General features: G+C 40.9%; 16 protein-coding genes. 10 read left to right on the top strand and 6 right to left on the bottom strand.

Translation table 11 applies throughout. The features are described from left to right. Positions 1-9: 9 nt before the first annotated feature. From FHX64_RS12470 to FHX64_RS12500, 7 genes are all read left to right on the top strand, one after another. Positions 10-990 carry a glycosyltransferase family 2 protein gene (locus tag FHX64_RS12470; protein ID WP_183414157.1) on the top strand — a complete coding sequence of 327 codons (981 nt, stop codon included), beginning with the start codon at positions 10-12 and terminating at the stop codon, positions 988-990. Positions 991-1,460: 470 nt separating this feature from the next. Next, a complete protein-coding gene (locus tag FHX64_RS12475; protein ID WP_183414158.1) occupies positions 1,461-2,390 on the top strand; it encodes a polysaccharide deacetylase family protein in 930 nt (309 codons plus the stop codon). Next, the gene (locus tag FHX64_RS12480) at positions 2,315-3,439 is read left to right on the top strand and encodes a glycosyltransferase family 2 protein (protein WP_183414159.1); all 1,125 of its coding nucleotides are present in this window, start codon (positions 2,315-2,317) and stop codon (positions 3,437-3,439) included. Before FHX64_RS12475 ends, FHX64_RS12480 begins: the two co-directional genes overlap by 76 nt. Before the next feature lies 1 nt (position 3,440). Beyond that, complete coding sequence (locus tag FHX64_RS12485) at positions 3,441-4,229, top strand: hypothetical protein (RefSeq protein ID WP_183414160.1); 789 nt, start codon at positions 3,441-3,443, stop codon at positions 4,227-4,229. Next, positions 4,213-5,199, top strand: coding sequence for a glycosyltransferase (locus FHX64_RS12490; protein ID WP_246392464.1), 987 nt, complete (start codon positions 4,213-4,215; stop codon positions 5,197-5,199). Before FHX64_RS12485 ends, FHX64_RS12490 begins: the two co-directional genes overlap by 17 nt. A 36-nt stretch (positions 5,200-5,235) precedes the next feature. After that, on the top strand, positions 5,236-6,252 hold the full coding sequence (locus FHX64_RS12495; protein WP_183414161.1) for a glycosyltransferase family 2 protein: 1,017 nt from the start codon (positions 5,236-5,238) through the stop codon (positions 6,250-6,252). Further along, positions 6,249-7,253, top strand: coding sequence for a glycosyltransferase (locus FHX64_RS12500; protein WP_183414162.1), 1,005 nt, complete (start codon positions 6,249-6,251; stop codon positions 7,251-7,253). The genes FHX64_RS12495 and FHX64_RS12500 overlap by 4 nt, the downstream gene beginning before the upstream one ends. A gap of 227 nt (positions 7,254-7,480) precedes the next feature. On the opposite strand, the gene FHX64_RS12505 is transcribed toward FHX64_RS12500, so the two are convergent. The 3 genes from FHX64_RS12505 to FHX64_RS12515 all read right to left on the bottom strand — a co-directional run bounded on the left by FHX64_RS12505 (position 7,481) and on the right by FHX64_RS12515 (position 9,677). After that, positions 7,481-7,888, bottom strand: a complete 408-nt coding sequence (locus tag FHX64_RS12505; protein WP_183414163.1) for a helix-turn-helix domain-containing protein — start codon at positions 7,886-7,888, stop codon at positions 7,481-7,483. Positions 7,889-7,953: 65 nt separating this feature from the next. Continuing rightward, a complete protein-coding gene (locus tag FHX64_RS12510) occupies positions 7,954-8,142 on the bottom strand; it encodes a type II toxin-antitoxin system HicA family toxin (RefSeq protein ID WP_183414164.1) in 189 nt (62 codons plus the stop codon). 80 nt (positions 8,143-8,222) lie between these two features. Then, a complete protein-coding gene (locus FHX64_RS12515) occupies positions 8,223-9,677 on the bottom strand; it encodes an ATP-binding cassette domain-containing protein (RefSeq protein ID WP_183414165.1) in 1,455 nt (484 codons plus the stop codon). Positions 9,678-10,715: 1,038 nt separating this feature from the next. Here FHX64_RS12515 and FHX64_RS12520 point away from each other — a divergent pair. The 3 genes from FHX64_RS12520 to FHX64_RS12530 all read left to right on the top strand — a co-directional run bounded on the left by FHX64_RS12520 (position 10,716) and on the right by FHX64_RS12530 (position 14,279). Then, positions 10,716-11,885 carry an MFS transporter gene (locus FHX64_RS12520; protein ID WP_183414166.1) on the top strand — a complete coding sequence of 390 codons (1,170 nt, stop codon included), beginning with the start codon at positions 10,716-10,718 and terminating at the stop codon, positions 11,883-11,885. A gap of 241 nt (positions 11,886-12,126) precedes the next feature. After that, a complete protein-coding gene (locus FHX64_RS12525; protein WP_183414167.1) occupies positions 12,127-13,167 on the top strand; it encodes a glycosyltransferase family 2 protein in 1,041 nt (346 codons plus the stop codon). Positions 13,168-13,169: 2 nt separating this feature from the next. Continuing rightward, complete coding sequence (locus FHX64_RS12530; RefSeq protein ID WP_183414168.1) at positions 13,170-14,279, top strand: glycosyltransferase; 1,110 nt, start codon at positions 13,170-13,172, stop codon at positions 14,277-14,279. Between the two features lie 29 nt (positions 14,280-14,308). On the opposite strand, the gene FHX64_RS12535 is transcribed toward FHX64_RS12530, so the two are convergent. The 3 genes from FHX64_RS12535 to FHX64_RS12545 all read right to left on the bottom strand — a co-directional run bounded on the left by FHX64_RS12535 (position 14,309) and on the right by FHX64_RS12545 (position 18,623). Further along, entirely contained in the window at positions 14,309-16,513 is a 2,205-nt protein-coding gene (locus FHX64_RS12535; protein WP_183414526.1) for a RelA/SpoT family protein, read from the bottom strand. A 63-nt stretch (positions 16,514-16,576) separates the two neighbouring features. Further along, on the bottom strand, positions 16,577-17,341 hold the full coding sequence (locus FHX64_RS12540) for an SDR family NAD(P)-dependent oxidoreductase (protein WP_183414169.1): 765 nt from the start codon (positions 17,339-17,341) through the stop codon (positions 16,577-16,579). Between the two features lie 46 nt (positions 17,342-17,387). Beyond that, positions 17,388-18,623 carry an HD domain-containing protein gene (locus FHX64_RS12545; RefSeq protein ID WP_183414170.1) on the bottom strand — a complete coding sequence of 412 codons (1,236 nt, stop codon included), beginning with the start codon at positions 18,621-18,623 and terminating at the stop codon, positions 17,388-17,390. Between the last annotated feature and the right edge of the window lie 16 nt (positions 18,624-18,639).

The following is an 18,639-nucleotide window of genomic DNA, read 5'->3' on the forward strand; positions in this document are numbered from 1 at the left end:
TCCCATTTCATGCCCAAAGTTTCGGTCATCGTACCCAATTATAACCATGCCCCTTTCCTGAAGCAACGGATTGATAGCATACTGGATCAAACTTATCCGGATTTTGAACTGATTCTGTTAGATGATTGTTCTTCCGATCATAGCCAGGAAATATTGAATACGTACAGACATCATCCGAAAGTTACACAGATTATCTTCAATGAAACTAATAGTGGAAGCACTTTCAGGCAATGGGAGAAAGGAATTGCACTGGCAAAAGGTGAATATATCTGGATTGCTGAAAGTGATGACTGGGCAGAACCGGAATTTTTATCCACGTTAACGCATGTTCTTGACAAACAACCCACAGCAGGACTTGCCTATTGTGACAGCAAAATTCATATTGAGGGAGAAAAGGCAACAATATTTGCCGCTTATAAAACGGGAAAGTTCAATTCCGATCACTGGCAGAAGGATTATTGCTGGGAAGGAAATAAAGAAATTGAACGGGCACTTTTATGGGATTGCACCATCAACAATGCCAGTGCAGTGCTGCTCCGCAAGTCAATACTGGAGACAATATTTCCGTTCCCATATGCTTTTCGGTTTTCAGGTGACTGGTATTGTTTTCTTCGAATAGCAGCCATCTCCTCCATTGCCTATACCCCTCAATTACTGAGTAACTACCGGGGACATACCTCTAATGTTTCTAAAAAGGCCGGATACGATTATCTGGTAGAACTATTCTATATTTATAATTGGTTATGGAATAACAAAATTGTATCTGACCAACAGTTAATCATAAAAGCTTTTCATGCTTATGTCAGTGATATATATGCCTCGGGATTACCCTGGGAACCTCTCAGGGATTTTAAGCAATTGCGACCTATCAATCATTTTTTATATAACAAAATGACAATAAAACTATTACGGCGAAAACTACGAAGATGCTTTATAAAAACCCCTGCCACAAAGACACGAAGTAACACAAACAAATTAGACAATAAATAGTCTTTGTGTCCTCTTTGTGACTTTGAGTCTTTATCGCTAATAAGCAACAATATACACAAAGACACCAAGGGGCTAAGCATCACAAACAAATCAGATAATAAAGACAATCTTTGTGACTCCTTCGTAACTTTGAGTCTTCGTGCCTAATAACCGACATCCTGCCACAAGAACACTAATACACGAAGTTACACAAACAAATTGTACAATAATATTCTTTGTGCCCCCTTAGTGACTTTGAGCCTTGGTGGCTAATAAATAACAACATACACAAAGACACCATGGGGGCTAAGCATCGCAAACAAATCAGATAATAAAGACAATCTTCGTGCCTCCTTCGTGACTTTGGGTCTTCGTGGCTAATATACAATTTTCTATTATCAAACTCATTTTAAAATGGCATGAATAACATAATGATGTATATCTTTGCAACAAACACCATATAAGTTCTACTAACAAATTCCGGCGTTTCCATGTCTCATGTTAAATCGTTACTAAAGCATTTCCCACTGATCAACAAAATTTATGATCAGTTCAATCCTTTTGCAGGATTGATCCTGATGCTACACAGGGTGGTAGAAGTACGCAGCCCAATTATTGACAACAGGAAATTGGAAATTACACCTGCATTTTTAGAGCAAACGATAGAACAATATCAGGCTGCCGGTTATCAGTTCGTAAGCATTGACCAAGCTTATCAAATACAGATACACAGGAATAAAGCTCAGAAACCCTATCTCTGTTTTACATTTGATGATGGATTCCGGGATAATCTAACGATGGCATTGCCGGTCTTTCAAAAATACCATATTCCATTCACTGTGTATGTGACAACAGATTTCCCTGACAACCGTGCGTTTGTGTGGTGGTATTGGCTGGAGAATCTTCTGCTAAATGAATCAACATTTATTGTAAACGATGGCGACAGTTACCCATGTGATTCGATATCGGACAGAAATCAAACATTCGAAGCGATTAAACAAAAGATGCGCAACCATCCGTCGGCAAATGCAAAAACCGCATTACAGGAACTATTGGGTTCAACGTTCAATGAATATCAAAACATGGCTATGCCTGATCTGTTACTTTCCTGGGATGATATCCGTACATTGCTAAGAAGTGGGCTATGCACTATAGGCTCGCATGGCGTAACCCATACTTCGCTGACACAACTCAATGAATCATCGCTGATGAATGAATTGCAACAATCGCGCCAACGTCTTAAGAAAGAAACCGGACAGGAACCAACCCATTTTGCCTATCCTTACGGTGATATGAATAATTACGTGGCAGCAGCCGTAAAACAATCCGGATACTTATCTGCAGTATGTATCGATGGAGGGATGCAGCGGCAACATCAGAATCCATTTTATTTCAAACGCGCTTTGCTTTACCAGCCATGAAAACATCTCCGAAAATATCCGTCCTGATGCCTGTTTACAACGTAGCCACCTATGTGCAGGAAGCTATAGAAAGCATTATAAATCAATCGTATACGGATTTTGAACTACTAATCATCAACGACGGTTCTACCGACACAACCCGCGATAAGGTACTGCAATTTACCGATTCCCGTATCCGTTTTATCGAGAATGAACACAATATAGGATTGGCAAATACCTTAAACCGGGGAATTGAACTGGCAGCAGGAGAATACATAGCACGGATGGATGGCGATGATATCAGCCTCCCCGACCGGTTAAAAAGACAGGTAGATATCCTGGATCGGCACCCGGACATTGATATTTGCGGAGCAGGATACCGTTTTTTTGGAAGCAAAAATTATGAGGTTCGTTATCCTCAAGATCATGAAGCAATTAAAGTTGGTTTGCTTTTTGGATGTTGCATGATTATTCCACTATTTCGTAAAAAATCTATCGTGGAAGCTCATTTGCAATATGAACAGGAATTTTTTCCTGCTGAAGACTACCGTTTCTGGACAAAATGTGTTATGCAATTAAAGATGTACAATATTCCCGAAACGCTTTTTCTTTACCGGATGCACGCCACACAGGTATCAGAAACCAGAACCAATCAATCACAAATGAGTGATAAGGTCAGAACGCTCTATCTTCAAAAACTATTTCCTGCACTCTCTCAGCAAGATACACAACTTTTTATTTCTACCTTTGCAGAAACAAAGGGTATTTCTGCCATTAATGAGGTCAAAGCGTATGACCAGTGCAAGCAGCGGATACTACAAGCCAACATGCTTCACCCGACATTGAACCAGAAGGCTTTGCATCAAATTCTTCAACAGCATATTGTTGCTAAAATCCGAAACTTTATTGTTGAAGAGTGGTTTGTTGAACGATATACATTAAATCGATATATTTCATTGTTTTCATCAGGCATTCTGTTCCGTTTACCTTTAAAATTTAACATCAAACTATGGATTAAGGTTATGCTCCACAAAACAGCACAACCCATTCCTACATCTAAACTGAAGTAGCATGGAGGATTATCGCATCAAAATCTATACCCGTTCCATGAATCCGGCTCTATACGACAGAGCCATGTTTTTCATGGATCTACCCTATCCTAAAATTCGATTGACACACACTACCGCCGATGGTTACTTCTATAAAATACTTGAAGACACGGAAGCTGATATCGTAGTTAATATTGATGAAGATGCCTTCGTGTTTAATACGAAAAGGTTGCAAAGCCTGATTCAATACGTAATTGATAATGATTATGTAAATTGTGGCATGCCGGATGGCGGTGTTGTAGGAATTCGTGCTTACAGTCCTGTGGTAACCAATCCCTATTTCAACATTCTCAATACAAAAAAAATTCGCGAACGGTTTTCATTGAATGAAATCAAAAACATTGCAGCACATCCACCATTTGATGCTTCGTCACATCCGAAATACTTATTAAAAACGAATTACCGGATTGAAATTGCAGAACCGTTTTATCCATTTTTTTTATGGATTAATCAGTATTTCAAAACGTTCTATCTTGATGCAGAAGATCATTCCGACCATTATTCCACCTGTTTAAAAAATCACAATGGGGAACCGTTTCTCCTGCATACATGGTTCTCAAGAAATTACTATTTCAACCGATTCCACACACGACGCATCAACGCTGTGGTTGCATATTGCGAGACAAAAACAGGCAAGAAATTTAAAGAAGATATAGAAAAGAAAATTCGCAATCTGATTTGGATCATATTCACTTTTTCCAATACACAACGACGAAAAATAAGGCGCTGGTATTATGCCTCAAAAAAATAAAAAACATATGTTCTTTTCCGTCATTATTCCCATATATAACGTTGCTCCCTACCTCCGGCAATGTCTCGATTCGGTTCTACTGCAATCGTTCACAGACTATGAAATCCTTTGTATTAATGATGGCTCTACAGATGAAAGCGGGACAATACTGGAAGAATATGCAGGTAAACACACACACATTAAACTGATTTCACAAACTAACCAAGGACTCAGCGCTGCCCGAAACCGGGGAATTCGAGCTGCACATGGCGATTATATCTTGTTTTTAGACAGCGACGATTGGCTCGAATCCAACGCATTGCAGACACTCTATCGTCAGGCTGGCAACGAAGATATGATCGGCTTTAACGGACGACGCTATTTCGAGGATGGCAAACAGGAAATACCTGATCCGGGTATTACGGAATTCAATATCGAAGGCTGGCCGTATTATAACAAATACTCGTTGGAAAGCCGCAAATTCCATTTTGTTTGTGCTGTTCTACGAATCTATCGGAGAGACTTTCTGCTGCAACATAATCTGTTTTTTAGAGAAGGCATCTTCCATGAAGATAATCTGTTTGCACCTTTCGTCTGTTATTATGCACAATCGGTAAAAGTTATTCCTGAGATACTGTACGTTTATCGTATCAGGAAAGGAAGCATCACGCAATCGGAAAACCCCAAAAGAATATTGGACAAAATAGATATTGCCAATACCTTGTCCGATTTCTTTATTCCAAAACAAAATATCGACAAAAGCTACCTTTACCGTGAAATTGCAGGTTATTACTTCGGAGCATTCATGTATCCACACAACAAAAAGAATCTTTTGACAACCAAAGTAATCAAACAACATATTAATTGGGCAAATTTCAAAACGGTAAGTGTTTACCCCCGGCATAAGAGAATATATACTTTACTGTTAATACATCCTCTTTTGTTCAGCATATACCTGACACTGGAAGCCATAGCCAAAGCAAACCGTTAATTTGTAGATGTATAATATAAGCTTAAGTTCAACACCATGCAACTTTCTATCATACTTCCCTGCTACAATGTAGAACAATACATAGCCGAATGTTTGGACAGCCTGTATATGCAAGACATTCCCGAATCGGAATATGAAATTATCTGCATTAATGATTGTTCCCCTGATAGAACACGGGACATCATCATACAATATCAAACAAAACATGCCAATTTAAGCCTGATCGAAAATGCAGTTAATAAACATCAGGGAATTTCGCGAAACATAGGCTTTGACGCGGCAAAAGGGAAATACATCTGGTTCGTCGATCCGGATGATTACATAGAGCATAATATTATTGGGACTCTTATCTCCGAATGTGAGGACAATAATTTAGATGTATTGAACTTTGAACTATATAAAGTTGATCTTGAACTGAATATAATAAAAAATAAACTAGCAAACCCAACCGAAGTTATTCCGGGAAAAAATTTCATACATCAACTTGGAGCTGATTGGCAGTTGAATGGTTCTGTAGGAAGAAAAGTTTTTTTGAAAAGTTTTTTAATCGAAATACAGCTTTATTTCAAAGTTGGCAATTACCTTCAGGATCAAATCTATTCGTTACGCTCAGTATATTATGCAAAACGATTTCGACACTGCGACAAGTATTGCTATTATTATAGATTCAATCCTACTTCCACAGTAAACACAAGGATGACAGCTACTAAATACCTTTCAGTTTATACCCTCGCTTCAGACCTATCCCAATTCTCAGAGGAAATAAAAGCAAATGATCCCCAACTCTCTACAACCGTATACCAAGCCGCATTATGGTATTTTAATTTTGTTATCAAGCAATTCTTTTATTTCAAAGCTTTTGAAAGAGAAATAGCAATGCATTATCTAAACAATATGGCTCCAATACTGCTGCATGAGAATGCAATAAATGGATGGAAGCTTATGCTGTTACGCCATTTAAAAGAGGCGCATACATTGCTTTATCCGATTGCCCCCATTTTAATTTATACCCGCGCCTATAAAAGAAATCTTAGAAACAAACATTCCTCATGACTATCATCATCGATCCTTTCGTCAATGTTTATTACGCTTCCTTTTATATCAGGGGGCTAATTGAAAGATTTGGGAACGCTTCGCTCACGTTTCACAATGCTCCGTTCCGGAGTCTGCAAAACAGAACCAGCTGTTTCAATTTCGTCATCCGGCAAAATGGGAAATCAACCAACGTGACCATTGATGCTGGTGACTTTGATACCATAGATCATTCATGTTACCAATGGTGCGACATCTACGGGAAGGTAAACACAAACTGGGAGAAAACGCCAAAGTCCGGATTTCCGAAAATTGTCTCGTTAGCCCCGGGGTTCGGCATCCGGATTTGGAATCTGCAACAAACGATGTATTATGCCATCGCTAATTTGCTAAAAACCGGAAATATATCCGGAAGCCGCAAATTTATCGGAAAATACAAACGGCAATTTTCACTACGGCTTCCTGTTGAAGCGTACACACCGGAACCCGCACAGGGAAAGTACATTTTCCACGTCAGCACATTATGGCAAAACGACGAATACAACCAAAATGATGAACGGGTCAACATTCCACGGGCAAACTTTATGGAAGTTTGCAAATCGTTGCCTGAGATAAATTTTGAAGGCGGATTTTACTATTCAGGAACACATCCCCTGAATGAACGTTTCAAAGATTTTGTATTTCACGGCTACATGTCTCCGGAAACTTATCTGCAGAAAACAAAAGCATCTACGGTTGTATTCAATACGCCTGCCTTTTGGAATTGTCACGGATGGAAACTGGGTGAATACCTGGCGCTTGGCAAAGCCATTATCTCTACACCACTATCCAATGCCTTGCCAGAACCGCTTATGCACGGAGAAAACATTCATATTATTCATCACAACAGGGATGAAATGGATCAGGCGATACGTCTTTTGTTGCATGACACATCATACCGCCATAAACTGGAACAGGGAGCACGAGCGTATTATCTCCGGAATGCCGCCCCTGAAAGATCCATCTCTTTGCTTGGGATATAAATTGACATCGTTTTGACTTTAACTCCCTTAACTTCAAAACTTCACACTTTCTTTTAACTTCGTTGCCAGATCTATTCCAGTTGCATGATATGAGCGACACATGCCGGGATTTCTTCCGGTCATCCAATCCATGAAAAGGTTCATCCAGAATCAATAAAGCAGGATTCTAAATCAAAGCGTGGAAAAGAACAAAGGAGGTGAATATGTGAAACAACACGATAGTTCAATTATACAAAATGAACCTGACTAATTTCATTGGCGAAATTGTGTAGCGCTTTTTCAATTTTTTCTGCTGTTTTTGGGCTTGGCTTTCTGTGTCCGGTAACATAATGGCTTAATTGTCCTTGATTTACTCCTGTAAGTCGTTGCAAACCGGCTAATGATAATACTTTGGAATAATAAGAAAGAAATGAAGGTACATCATATTTATATTCAAACTCCAAATCTTCGGGAAAAGGTTTATTTTCAGCAGCATAATATGCTTTCATTTCATCTCTCGAATTTATAAAATCATCCATAGTTTCTTTTACCGTCTTACCTTGACCAAGTAAACCGAAACTTAATTTTTCAGTGCTTTCCAAATAAGCATCATAGGTTCCGTCGTTGCCTCTTTCAATTATTACTATTGCTTTCATCTGTATAAAAAAAATTCATTATGGTCAAATGTTCAAATGGGACTCACATATCTACATTAATCGGATTAAAAATCAACTCCCGATAGTTTACTAATTGATTTTAATGTTCCGGCTTTTACCTCTTCACTTTTATGGTTGCCGGTTGGAAAGGTCATTCCAGTTATGGGGCTATACCAAATTGGGTGATTTCCTCCACTTCTCATCAACTGACAACCTGCTTTTGAAAGTTTTCGCTCTAATTCTGAATACTTCATTCTTAAAAATATTCGGGTTACGATGCGCTACAAAGATACGAATATTAGTATCATTTTGCAATAGCCGCTGTGATTATTTTTCAAAACCCCAACTCCATATACCGTCCCACGCAATCAGGAATTTCTTCGCGGTGATGTGTCACATAAATCAATGTCTTGTCGGGTTGCGATGCATAGGTTTCGACAATGTGACGGCATAGGGCTTTCTTCCGGTCATCCAATCCATGAAAAGGTTCATCCAGAATCAATAAAGCAGGATTCTTCACCAATGCCCGTGCAAACAGCACCAGTCGCTGTTCCCCCGAAGATATTTTCAGAAACATTCGATCTTTTAGATGCTCACTCTCCAGCAACTTTAGCCATTGTTCCGCCTGCTGCATTTGCTGCTCGCTGCATTTGCGGTAAAGCCCTATGCTGTCAAAAAATCCGGAAGCCACCACCGCCAGGCATGACACATTCTCCCGGTAATAGAGATGCATCTCCGACGAAGTAAACCCGATGCGCGCCTTGATTTCCCAGATAGACTCTCCGGTGCCCCGCAAACGGTCAAAGAGTGTCAGTTGTTTAGAATAGGCCTGTGGATTATCGGCAAAAATATAACTCAGCAGTGTCGATTTCCCCGCTCCGTTAGGGCCTGCCAGCGCCCATTTCTCCCCTTTCAGGATGGTCCAGTTCACATCCTTCCGGATAACCTTAGTCCCATACTCGATATTCACATGCTCCATCTTTACAGCAATGGCATAATCCTCTGTGGATACAACCGAATGTCCGAACAATGAGCCGTCAACAGAAGTATCAAACAAATAAGCCGGAACATCAGTATGTAGCTCACAAAACTGACCGACAGGCATTTGATTTACAATAGCACAATGCGACATTTGTAAAACATGCGTCACACACGAAGGCATCTCACGCTGTGAGGCACACAGGAAAATCAGAGGCATGCCATGACGATGAAGACCTGTAAACAAATCATCCAGCAGTGCACGCGACGTAGCATCAAGCCCGATGAACGGATTATCAAAAATCACCAGACGCGGATTGCCTGTCATTACTTTTGCAATCAGCAATTTTCGCAACTCTCCGCTCGATAGTTGAATCAGGCGCTTATCCAGTAAATGTTCTATTTGCAACGCTTCAGCCACCATGCTTTCACGTTCTTCCTCAGCCAATATATCTCTTACCAGAGGAGAATCATCCGTCTCAGTCTGATGGTAACGCTGTTGGTAGTACAGCGTACGGTAATCTGCCAAAGAATAGGCTGCATGAAAACCTACCAAACGGACATGTTCCCAGGGATGAAATGGCTTGTCGGGAAATTGCAAATGGACAGCCTCTGCAAAAGAATACGTAATTTCGCCATGCTGTAATGCACATTTCCCGGCAATCATCCCAGCCAGTAATGATTTTCCACTCCCGTTGCCACCCGTCAGTGCCCATACCTCGCCCTCCTGCATCTGCCAGTTTGCCGGATCAACAAAAGGATTATCCATCATGCGGGGCATGGCTTCCGAAAGCGAAAGAAAAGATTTCATACGTTTATTTTTATTTTTACCCGTAGGATGTGAAACTGGTTAAAGCCATTATCTCATTGGGCGTGAGTCATTTTATGTTCCCTTTCATGTGTTTATAATTGATTTTTAAAGGTCACATGGAACTCGCACATAAACATTACCTTGTGTGTCAAAGTTTTTCTGTCGTGCTCGTTTCATATAATAAGGGAATAAGGTTTTGTTTATTGTTTAATAGTCCATTTTCCGTGATAACTAAGATTAATGCCGTATTCAAAATAAGATTTTAATCACATCATCAGTTATTGATTTCTTGCAGCGTTTATGGCTTCATAGCGATATACAGCCGTTTTTTTTTAACTCCATTTCTGACAACCTGAATCAGGTAACCATTGTGGAATTTTATTTTACTGGTCGCCCTGGTAAACAACAGGACCAGAATGCACATACAAATTATTTATAAGGAACTGTTTATAAAAACAGGAAAGCTGCAAATTTACACGTTTCATCTCGCATTGGCAGTTATACATTCAAAAAATCATAAAATGAAGTGAAAAGAATTGTTTGAGCAAAGCCACAAAAGTGTACTTAATAGTTGTGTCCGATTTCTGTTACTCATCAATCATTGAGTCATTTCAGTCGCTAACCGGGAATAGGAACGAATACGGCTTAATCAAAGATATATCTTGTTTGTAACCCCGGATTATGCTCAAACTTTCACTTTGAATAGGTTTCAGGCAACCTTTACCGTATCTCTGTCGTATCTCTAAGTTATTAATAACTGATTATCAATATAAATACAACACATATATAGCTGATATATTACTCCTTTTTAAAGATATGCTATATATATACTATATATAAGCTATATATATGCTACATATATACTATATCTAAATTAGAGGTGGCCTGGAGATACGGAGAAGCCCCCTGTAAAGTGGCGGCTCTAAACATAACGATTATCTGCATCCTTCCCGAAAGACTGATTAAAATTGCATCCTCATGTAACGTTCTTACGAAAAGCGACCTAACTTTGCATTTGTATTTTTAGAATAAAAAATAATGGACAAAACACTTTGGAACAGAGACTTTATCCTACTAACCCTTTCCAATTTTTTATTGTGCATCACCTATTATGCGCTTATTTCTACCCTTCCCATCTATTTAGCCGTCAATCTTCACGCTGACAACAGCGCCATCGGTATTGTGCTGGCCGTCTATACCATTGCATCGGTTTTGGTAAGACCCTTCTCAGGTTTCGCTCTCGATAAGTTTGGCCGTAAAATGATTTTCCTTGCGGCATTAATTCTCTACACTGCTGTTTTTGTCGGTTATATAGTGGCGATATCTATTGCCTTTATCACACTACTGCGTTTTATGCAAGGTCTGGGATGGGGCGTAGCTACTATCTCGGGAGCTACTATGGCCGTCGATATCATGCCAGCCAACAAACGGGGCGAGGGCATCGGGTTTTATTCCCTTTCCACCACATTGGGCATGTCAGTCGGGCCAATCATAGGATTGTTTATAGCACGCCAGTGGGATTACATGGCCATGTTCTGGGGTTTGTTGTTGATCAGTTCCCTGGGTGCACTCAGCGGCTATCTGGTCAAAATACCCAGAAACGCCACTCCTGCCATAGCCAACCTGAATCTCAATCTGCATAATCTTTTTGAACCCAAAGCCTTGTCGTCGTCATTCAACCTGCTGATAGTCATGATGGCCTATGGAGGGTTGCTGTCATTTGTAGCGCTCTACGGACGAGAAGTCGGAGTACAAAATACCTCCCTCTTCTTTTTGATTTTTGCCATAGGAATTGCTATTTCGCGGATCACTGTAGGAAAAGTTTTCGACAAACATGGACCAGCCCGTATCCTGACATTATGCCTGATTCTGGATATCTTCGGATTTGCCATGCTCGCATTGCTTAAAACTCCAATGGGTTATTTTGCCTCAGCCATGATTATCGGATTCGGGAACGGGGTGGTTTTCCCTGTATTTCAGACCATGGTGAATAATCTGGCAGAACCTTCTCACCGGGGGGCTGCTAATTCCACGCTTTACACGGCGTTGGATCTGGGTATGGGTAGTGGGATGGTAGCGGTCGGTATTATCTCGGAACACACGTCTCTTTCTATTTCATTCCTTATCTGTGCCCTGCTATGCATCGCAGGGTTGGTACTGTTTCGCCGCTATGTTCTGGGCTATTATCTGAAACATGTACGTTTTTAGACTTATCTCCACGCCAAAAAAGCTATATTTCAAAGATATTCTCAGTAAACCACGAAGAACTGCTGCAACTTAACCTATGCCTCAACTCATCCAGGACGGGCCATCAAAACATATCAGCACTACAGCAAAAAACGCTTCCCGAAGATTACACAAACATCAGTAGCAATAAGCTTTTCTGTAGATCACAAGTTTGAAAAAAATCATATAAAAACGAACCTGATTTCGCAAACAATCCTTATCTTTGTCCATAACAAAACATAAAAACGGAGTTACTTACCCTTCATTGCTTAACTGTATGTTTTCCGTCATTATCCCCCTCTATAACAAAGCCGCTTATATTGAAAAAGCGTTGAAATCGGTTCTAAATCAATCGTTTCATGAATTTGAAGTCATTATCGTAAATGATGGTTCTACTGATAACGGCGTACATATCGTGGAATATTTTTTACGCTCACAGCAGCAGGAAGGGAATATTTCGGTTAAAGAACATGTCCGCATTATCAATCAGCAGAACAAGGGTGTAGCCATAGCCCGTAACAACGGTGTTAATGCAGCCAAATACGAATATATAGCCTTTCTGGATGCCGATGACTGGTGGCACAAGCATTACCTTGCCGAGATGAAACAACTCATCGACAAATATCCGGATGCAGCGCTTTATGGGTCTTCCTATTATCAGGTAAAACACGAACAGCGGGTAAAAGCGGAAATTGGAGTAAATCCCGATTTCAAAATGGGATACATTGACTATTGCAAAGTGTATGCCAAAACCCTGTGTATGCCGGTATGGACCAGCGCAGCCATCATCCGCAAACCGATTTTTCAGGAAGAAAAAGGATTTAAACCGAGATTAAAATTGGGAGAAGATTTCGATCTGTGGATCCGTGTGGCCCTGAATCATAAAGTAGCTCTTCTGAACAAACCGTTAGCTTTTTACAATCATGATGTTGACATCAAAACCCGTGGTGTCAGAAATACAGATCTTTATCAGCCTGAAGAGCATTATATTTTCAACTTAGGATATCTGGAATCAAAAGAACGCAACAATGCAGCGCTAAAAACTCTGCTGGACGCGTTGCGGGTGTATGTCCTGCTACCCTATTATCTTAACAAACCAACACGGGAAGCTGCTTTATACGAACTGGACAAAGTGGCATGGGAACAACAACCCCTGAAGGAACGCATACGCTACCGGAGTCCAATCGGATTACTCCGGCTCCATAGCCAACTTATGCAGATTGGTTCCAGGGCAAAGCAGTTTGTCAAACACGGAACAAAATAAACATGAAGGTTGCCTATATGCTTGGTTCGCTCAATCGTGGCGGAACGGAAATGCTCCTGCTTGATTGTTTTCGGAACAAGGCACAATCGTCATTCGATTTCATAGGCATCTACCGGAAAGAGGGGCAACTATCCAACGATTTTCAGGCATCCCAAGTCCCATTATTCAAACTTCGGCCAAAGTATCCGCTGGATGCAGGATATTTTCTTCGTTTGCGAAACCTGATTCACAGCCAACACATCACTGTCCTTCATGCACAACAGCCCTTGGATGCTATTTTTGCCCGAATCGCAACCCTTTTTATGCATGTTCGTGTAGTGCTTACGCTACATGGCTACGATGCCGGATTCAACACGACAGATCGGGTCATTCTTCGGCAGGCAATGCATTGGACGGATATGATCTTATGTGTAAGCAATACCCAAAAGGCATATTATCAAAAACGATATTCGCTCGCAGCAACTAAAATCCAAACATTGTACAATGGCATCTCCTTTGAAAAGCTTGATCGTGCAAAAATAAACAATATCCGGGACGAATTACATTTTCCAAAGGATGTCTTGCTGCTGGGCAGTGTGGGCAATTTTGTACCAGGTAGAGACCAGATGACACTTTGCCGGTTTCTGAAACGACTTCATGATGCAAAAGTTGATTTCCGGTTTCTGTTTGTTGGGGCCAAAAGCAAAACAGAACCCAAACGCTTTGAGGAATGCATGCAATTTTGTAATGAACATCACCTCAGCTCCAATGTGTTTTTTCTGGGTTCACGCGAAGATGTCCCGTCCATCCTGAAACAACTGGATGCTTTCCTTTATGCCAGCGACCACGACACTTTCGGCATTGCCGTGATTGAAGCTATGGCAAGTGCAATATCCGTATTCGTCAATGACTGGGAGGTGATGAGGGAAATCACAAACGAAGGAACCTATGCCAACTTGTATCCGACAAAACAGGACGAAGCATTGTTCCATCAATTTGTGGCATTCCTTTCCAAGCGCGAACTCTACCAGATAAAAGCCACACAAGCTGCGGCCTGGGTGCAACAACAATATAGCATTCACTCTTATCTTACAAAGTTGAATGAAATATACCAGAACATCTACTTCGAATAATTGTCGGGCATAAAATAAAGAAAACTGATTTACAGCCGGGTTACCCGCACCACCCCTTTCACCATCTCCAGTTTTTTGATTAAAGACGATAATTGTGCCACATCGCTTACCATCACCGAGATGGTTCCTTCAAAAAAAGTTTCGTGAGAATTAACCGTAATGGAACGCATTTGTACGTTTTTCTCCTTGGATAAAACAGAGGTCACATTATTGACAATACCGATATCATCATTGCCAATAATCTGAAGGGTAGCCATATCAACCTTGCCCGATTTGCCAGTCCATTTCACATCAATAATGCGGTAACCAAAGCGTTCTTTAAGTTGTTGTGCATTGGGACAGCTCGTCCGGTGAATCTTGATACCTCCTGAAACAGAGACAAAGCCAAACACCTCATCACCATAGATTGGATTGCAACACTTGGCAAAAGAATATTGTACGTTTTTGACGTCATTACCGATGACCAGGACATCATTCTCCGTAGTGATCTTCTCCAGATCTGTCTGCTTAGTGAAATGTTCCACACTACGTAATGCGGTGGTATCCGTTTCATCATTACCATGTTTCGCCATTTCCTGCAGCTCGTCACAAAGCTCAATCACATCCAATTGTCCAAACGAGATCGCCTGATAAAACTCGGAAATAAATTTAAAGCCATGTTTCCGCGAAAGACCTGTCATCTGCGACTCATCAAACTCCACTTTCCGGTTTTTCATCCGGCGCATCAATGCTTCACGACCAAGATCTGCATCTTTGTTTTCCTGCTCCTTGATTGACTGCTTGATCTTAGCACGCGCTTTAGAAGTAACTGCGATGTTAAGCCAGTCTCGTTTTGGAGTCTGGCTTGGTGAAGTCAGAATTTCAACCTGGTCGCCATTGCGCAAAATATAACGAATAGGAACATTCCGCCCGCTCACTTTAGCTCCCACGTAGTGGCTTCCCACGCTGGTATGGATGGCAAAAGCAAAATCAAGCACGGTAGATCCTTTTTTCAGCTTAAACAAATCTCCGTTGGGGGTAAAGACAAAAACATCGTCATCGTAGAGGTTCAGCTTGAATGTATCCACGGCTTCGGTAGCATTCAAATCAGGATTCTCAAGAATGTTCCGTATGTTTTTCAGCCATTGGTCCATACTATCGGATTCGCTTTTGATCCCTTTGTATTTCCAGTGGGCAGCCACCCCTTTCTCTGCAATCTCATCCATACGGTGGGTTCTGATTTGCACCTCCACCCATTTGCCCTGCGGCCCCATTACCGTAATATGCAGTGACTCATAACCATTTGATTTGGGAATAGAAAGCCAGTCACGCAATCTTTTTGGATTGGGCGTATACATATCAGTTATGATGGAATAAACCTGCCAGCAAGATGATTTTTCAGCTTCTACCGGTGTATCCAGAATAATTCGGATGGCGAATAAGTCATAAATGGATTCAAATGAAGTGTTTTGTTTCTTCATTTTGTTCCAAATGGAATGAATGGATTTGGTGCGTCCCTTGATTTCAAAATCAAAACCTGCCTGTTCGATCCTTTTTTTCACAGGCTCAATAAATGCCTGAATATATGCATCACGCGACCGCTTTGTCTCATTAAGTTTTCTGGCAATATCATGATAAACCTGCGGCTGTTCATATTTCAGCGACAAATCCTCCATTTCCGTTTTTATGGCATACAAACCCAGACGGTGAGCCAGTGGTGCATAGAGATGCGTCACTTCGTAAACCACTTTAGGCCGGAGTTCTTCATCCAACAATTTCAGATTACGCATCGTATCCAGACGATCGGCAATCATAATCAGGATGACCCGAAGATCTTCGGCAAAAGTGAGCAACAACTGCCTGAAATTTTCGCTATCAATGGAAATATTCCGTTCATACAAATCATGTGCCCGGTAAAGACCCTGAACAATGACAGCTACCGAATCCCCAAACTGCTTCTCGATAGATTCAACCGTCTCGGTGCCATCCAGTAATCCATCATACAAAATCGTTCCCAAAATGGAAGAACGACCTAGCATGAATTCGTTTACCAACAACTGAATAATACGCAAATTGCGTATCAATAAGCGGAACGAATCCTCCGATGGATTTTGTGTGAAAGAACGGGTAACCCAGTCTCGCAGCGTCTTTAGTTCATGTGGTTTAAGTTTTACTCCAACCACATGCAATGCAGCACGATACTGACTTATCATTTCTTGCCGTTCCGATTCGGATAATTGCCAATCAGGTGCCATACGCATGATAAAAAAGAATGTAAAAACTATGACTCTACATACCAACAAAAAAAACAGGTTCCGTTAGCCTTCCCGATGATACACATAAGTGTTTGCCTGTCTAACAGGAGTTAGCAAAATATCATTGATATTGACATGAGGAGGACGTGTAACAATGAACTCCACAGCATCGGCAATATCTTCCGCATTCAAAGGTACAATACCTTTATAAACAGCATCTGCTTTTTCCTGATCGCCATGATAACGCACCAGGGAAAATTCCGTTTCGGCAGCTCCGGGAGAAATAGAACTTACTTTAATATTTTCTTTCAGCAAATCAATGCGCATCCCTTTGGTAATCGCATTAACGGCATGTTTGGTGGCGCAATAGACATTCCCAGAAGGATAAACCTCGACACCTGCTATGGAAGAAATATTAATGACATGTCCTGATTTTCTTTTCACCATAAGTGGAATCACAAACCGGCTTATATAGAGCAATCCTTTTACATTGGTGTCTATCATTCGTTCCCAATCGTCAATGTCGCCATCCTGCACAGGTGTTGCCCCGGCAGCCAGTCCGGCATTATTAATGAGTAAATCAATTTGTTTCCAGCGTTCAGGCAATGATTCTACAGTTTGCCGGCATACTTCACGATCGCGAACATCAAAACACAATGGTAGCACTTCTACTCCATAATGCGAACGAATATCGGCAGCCTCAGTTTCCAGACGCTCCCGACGGCGTCCTGTAATAATAAGGTTACACCCTAAAGAAGCCAGCCGATTGGCAATAGCCAAACCAAAACCGGAAGTTGTTCCGGTAATAAAAGCCGTTTTTGTACTCATAAGTTTCTATATTTGATTATACTAAACATCATAAAATCAAGAAAAATCAATCATTAACCGGTAAATAGCAAAGATACAATTTCGTTGCTTCTTTGGACAACATATCCAGGTTAAACATATCAGAAGCATCTGTAATATCCTTCAAATCTCCATTTTTATATTTAATTTTTATTCCATCCTCGTTAGCGGCATATATTTCGTTTGCCACCTGCTCTTCTGCCCAAAAATAGCGTCCTTCTTCTTTTGTAATACCGAAATACGTCGCATAGCGTTCATTTAACCGTTCTATTTCCAGGTTGTCCATTGGTTTCCGAAGTATAGACACTTTAAATAATCTTCTATTAATAAATGCATTACTTAAAGTCGACAAAATAATATCAGGATACACAATCCATACTTTTATGGCAGAAACAATATCACTATCATCAAGATTGACATAATTATGAAGCACTTCGGGAGAACGATAAAAGTCATCTTTCACAATCTTTTGATTCAGAAAAAATTGTAACGAAGGCGAAGCAAACAAATGATGCCCGGCAAGCGTCAGCTCCTTGGCACGCGATAGCACATGAATCAATAACTCTTCAGCAGCAATCGATGTTTTGTGCAGATAAACCTGCCAATACATCAGGCGCCTTGCCAACAGGAATTTCTCGATAGAATAAACACCTTTTTCCTGCACAACAAGCCTTCCCTCAAAAAGATCCAGCATACGGATAATCTGTGCTGAACCAATAGAACCTTCAGTGACGCCGGCATAAAAACTGTCACGCCGCAAATAATCGAGCCGATCCATATCCAATTGACCGGAAACTAACTGGTGAAGAAAATATTTGGGATAAGTCCCTTTAAAAATCGAAATAGCCATAGGCAGGCAGGCAGGCATCTCACGGCTGATTTCCTCCATCATGAGTGATGAAATTTCCTCATGGGAAATTCCTGATACCAGGCTATTTTCCAACACATGCGAAAAAGGAGCATGTCCGATATCATGCAGCAGAATGGCCGCTAAGGCAGCCTCTTCCTCTTCAGCGTTGATATCAGCGCCCATCCAGCGTAGTTGGCGGATAGCTTCACCCATCAGGTGCATAGCCCCCAATGAATGTTGAAAACGTGTATGTTGCGTTCCCGGATATACAAAAGAAGAAAGACCCAGTTGCTTGATCCGGGTCAATCGTTGCATATAAGGATGCTGGATAATATCATACAAGGTTTCGGTAGGAATGGAAATGAACCCAAAAACAGGGTCATTAATAATTTTGCGTTTTTTTGTTTGCATCATGAACCCTTTCTATTGT

Origin of the sequence: Microbacter margulisiae, assembly GCF_014192515.1 — a bacterium.
GTDB lineage: Bacteria > Bacteroidota > Bacteroidia > Bacteroidales > Paludibacteraceae > Microbacter > Microbacter margulisiae.

Excerpts from the sequence above, each read along its gene's own strand:
- FHX64_RS12495 (WP_183414161.1), top strand. The coding sequence starts at position 5,236 with ATGCAACTTTCTATCATACTTCCCTGCTACAATGTAGAACAATACATA.
- FHX64_RS12505 (WP_183414163.1), bottom strand. The coding sequence starts at position 7,888 with ATGAAAGCAATAGTAATAATTGAAAGAGGCAACGACGGAACCTATGAT.
- FHX64_RS12500 (WP_183414162.1), top strand. The coding sequence starts at position 6,249 with ATGACTATCATCATCGATCCTTTCGTCAATGTTTATTACGCTTCCTTT.
- FHX64_RS12540 (WP_183414169.1), bottom strand. The coding sequence starts at position 17,341 with ATGAGTACAAAAACGGCTTTTATTACCGGAACAACTTCCGGTTTTGGT.
- FHX64_RS12490 (WP_246392464.1), top strand. The coding sequence starts at position 4,213 with ATGCCTCAAAAAAATAAAAAACATATGTTCTTTTCCGTCATTATTCCC.
- FHX64_RS12530 (WP_183414168.1), top strand. The coding sequence starts at position 13,170 with ATGAAGGTTGCCTATATGCTTGGTTCGCTCAATCGTGGCGGAACGGAA.
- FHX64_RS12545 (WP_183414170.1), bottom strand. The coding sequence starts at position 18,623 with ATGATGCAAACAAAAAAACGCAAAATTATTAATGACCCTGTTTTTGGG.
- FHX64_RS12515 (WP_183414165.1), bottom strand. The coding sequence starts at position 9,677 with ATGAAATCTTTTCTTTCGCTTTCGGAAGCCATGCCCCGCATGATGGAT.
- FHX64_RS12475 (WP_183414158.1), top strand. The coding sequence starts at position 1,461 with ATGTCTCATGTTAAATCGTTACTAAAGCATTTCCCACTGATCAACAAA.
- FHX64_RS12510 (WP_183414164.1), bottom strand. The coding sequence starts at position 8,142 with ATGAAGTATTCAGAATTAGAGCGAAAACTTTCAAAAGCAGGTTGTCAG.
- FHX64_RS12470 (WP_183414157.1), top strand. The coding sequence starts at position 10 with ATGCCCAAAGTTTCGGTCATCGTACCCAATTATAACCATGCCCCTTTC.
- FHX64_RS12480 (WP_183414159.1), top strand. The coding sequence starts at position 2,315 with ATGTATCGATGGAGGGATGCAGCGGCAACATCAGAATCCATTTTATTT.
- FHX64_RS12535 (WP_183414526.1), bottom strand. The coding sequence starts at position 16,513 with ATGGCACCTGATTGGCAATTATCCGAATCGGAACGGCAAGAAATGATA.
- FHX64_RS12520 (WP_183414166.1), top strand. The coding sequence starts at position 10,716 with ATGGACAAAACACTTTGGAACAGAGACTTTATCCTACTAACCCTTTCC.
- FHX64_RS12485 (WP_183414160.1), top strand. The coding sequence starts at position 3,441 with ATGGAGGATTATCGCATCAAAATCTATACCCGTTCCATGAATCCGGCT.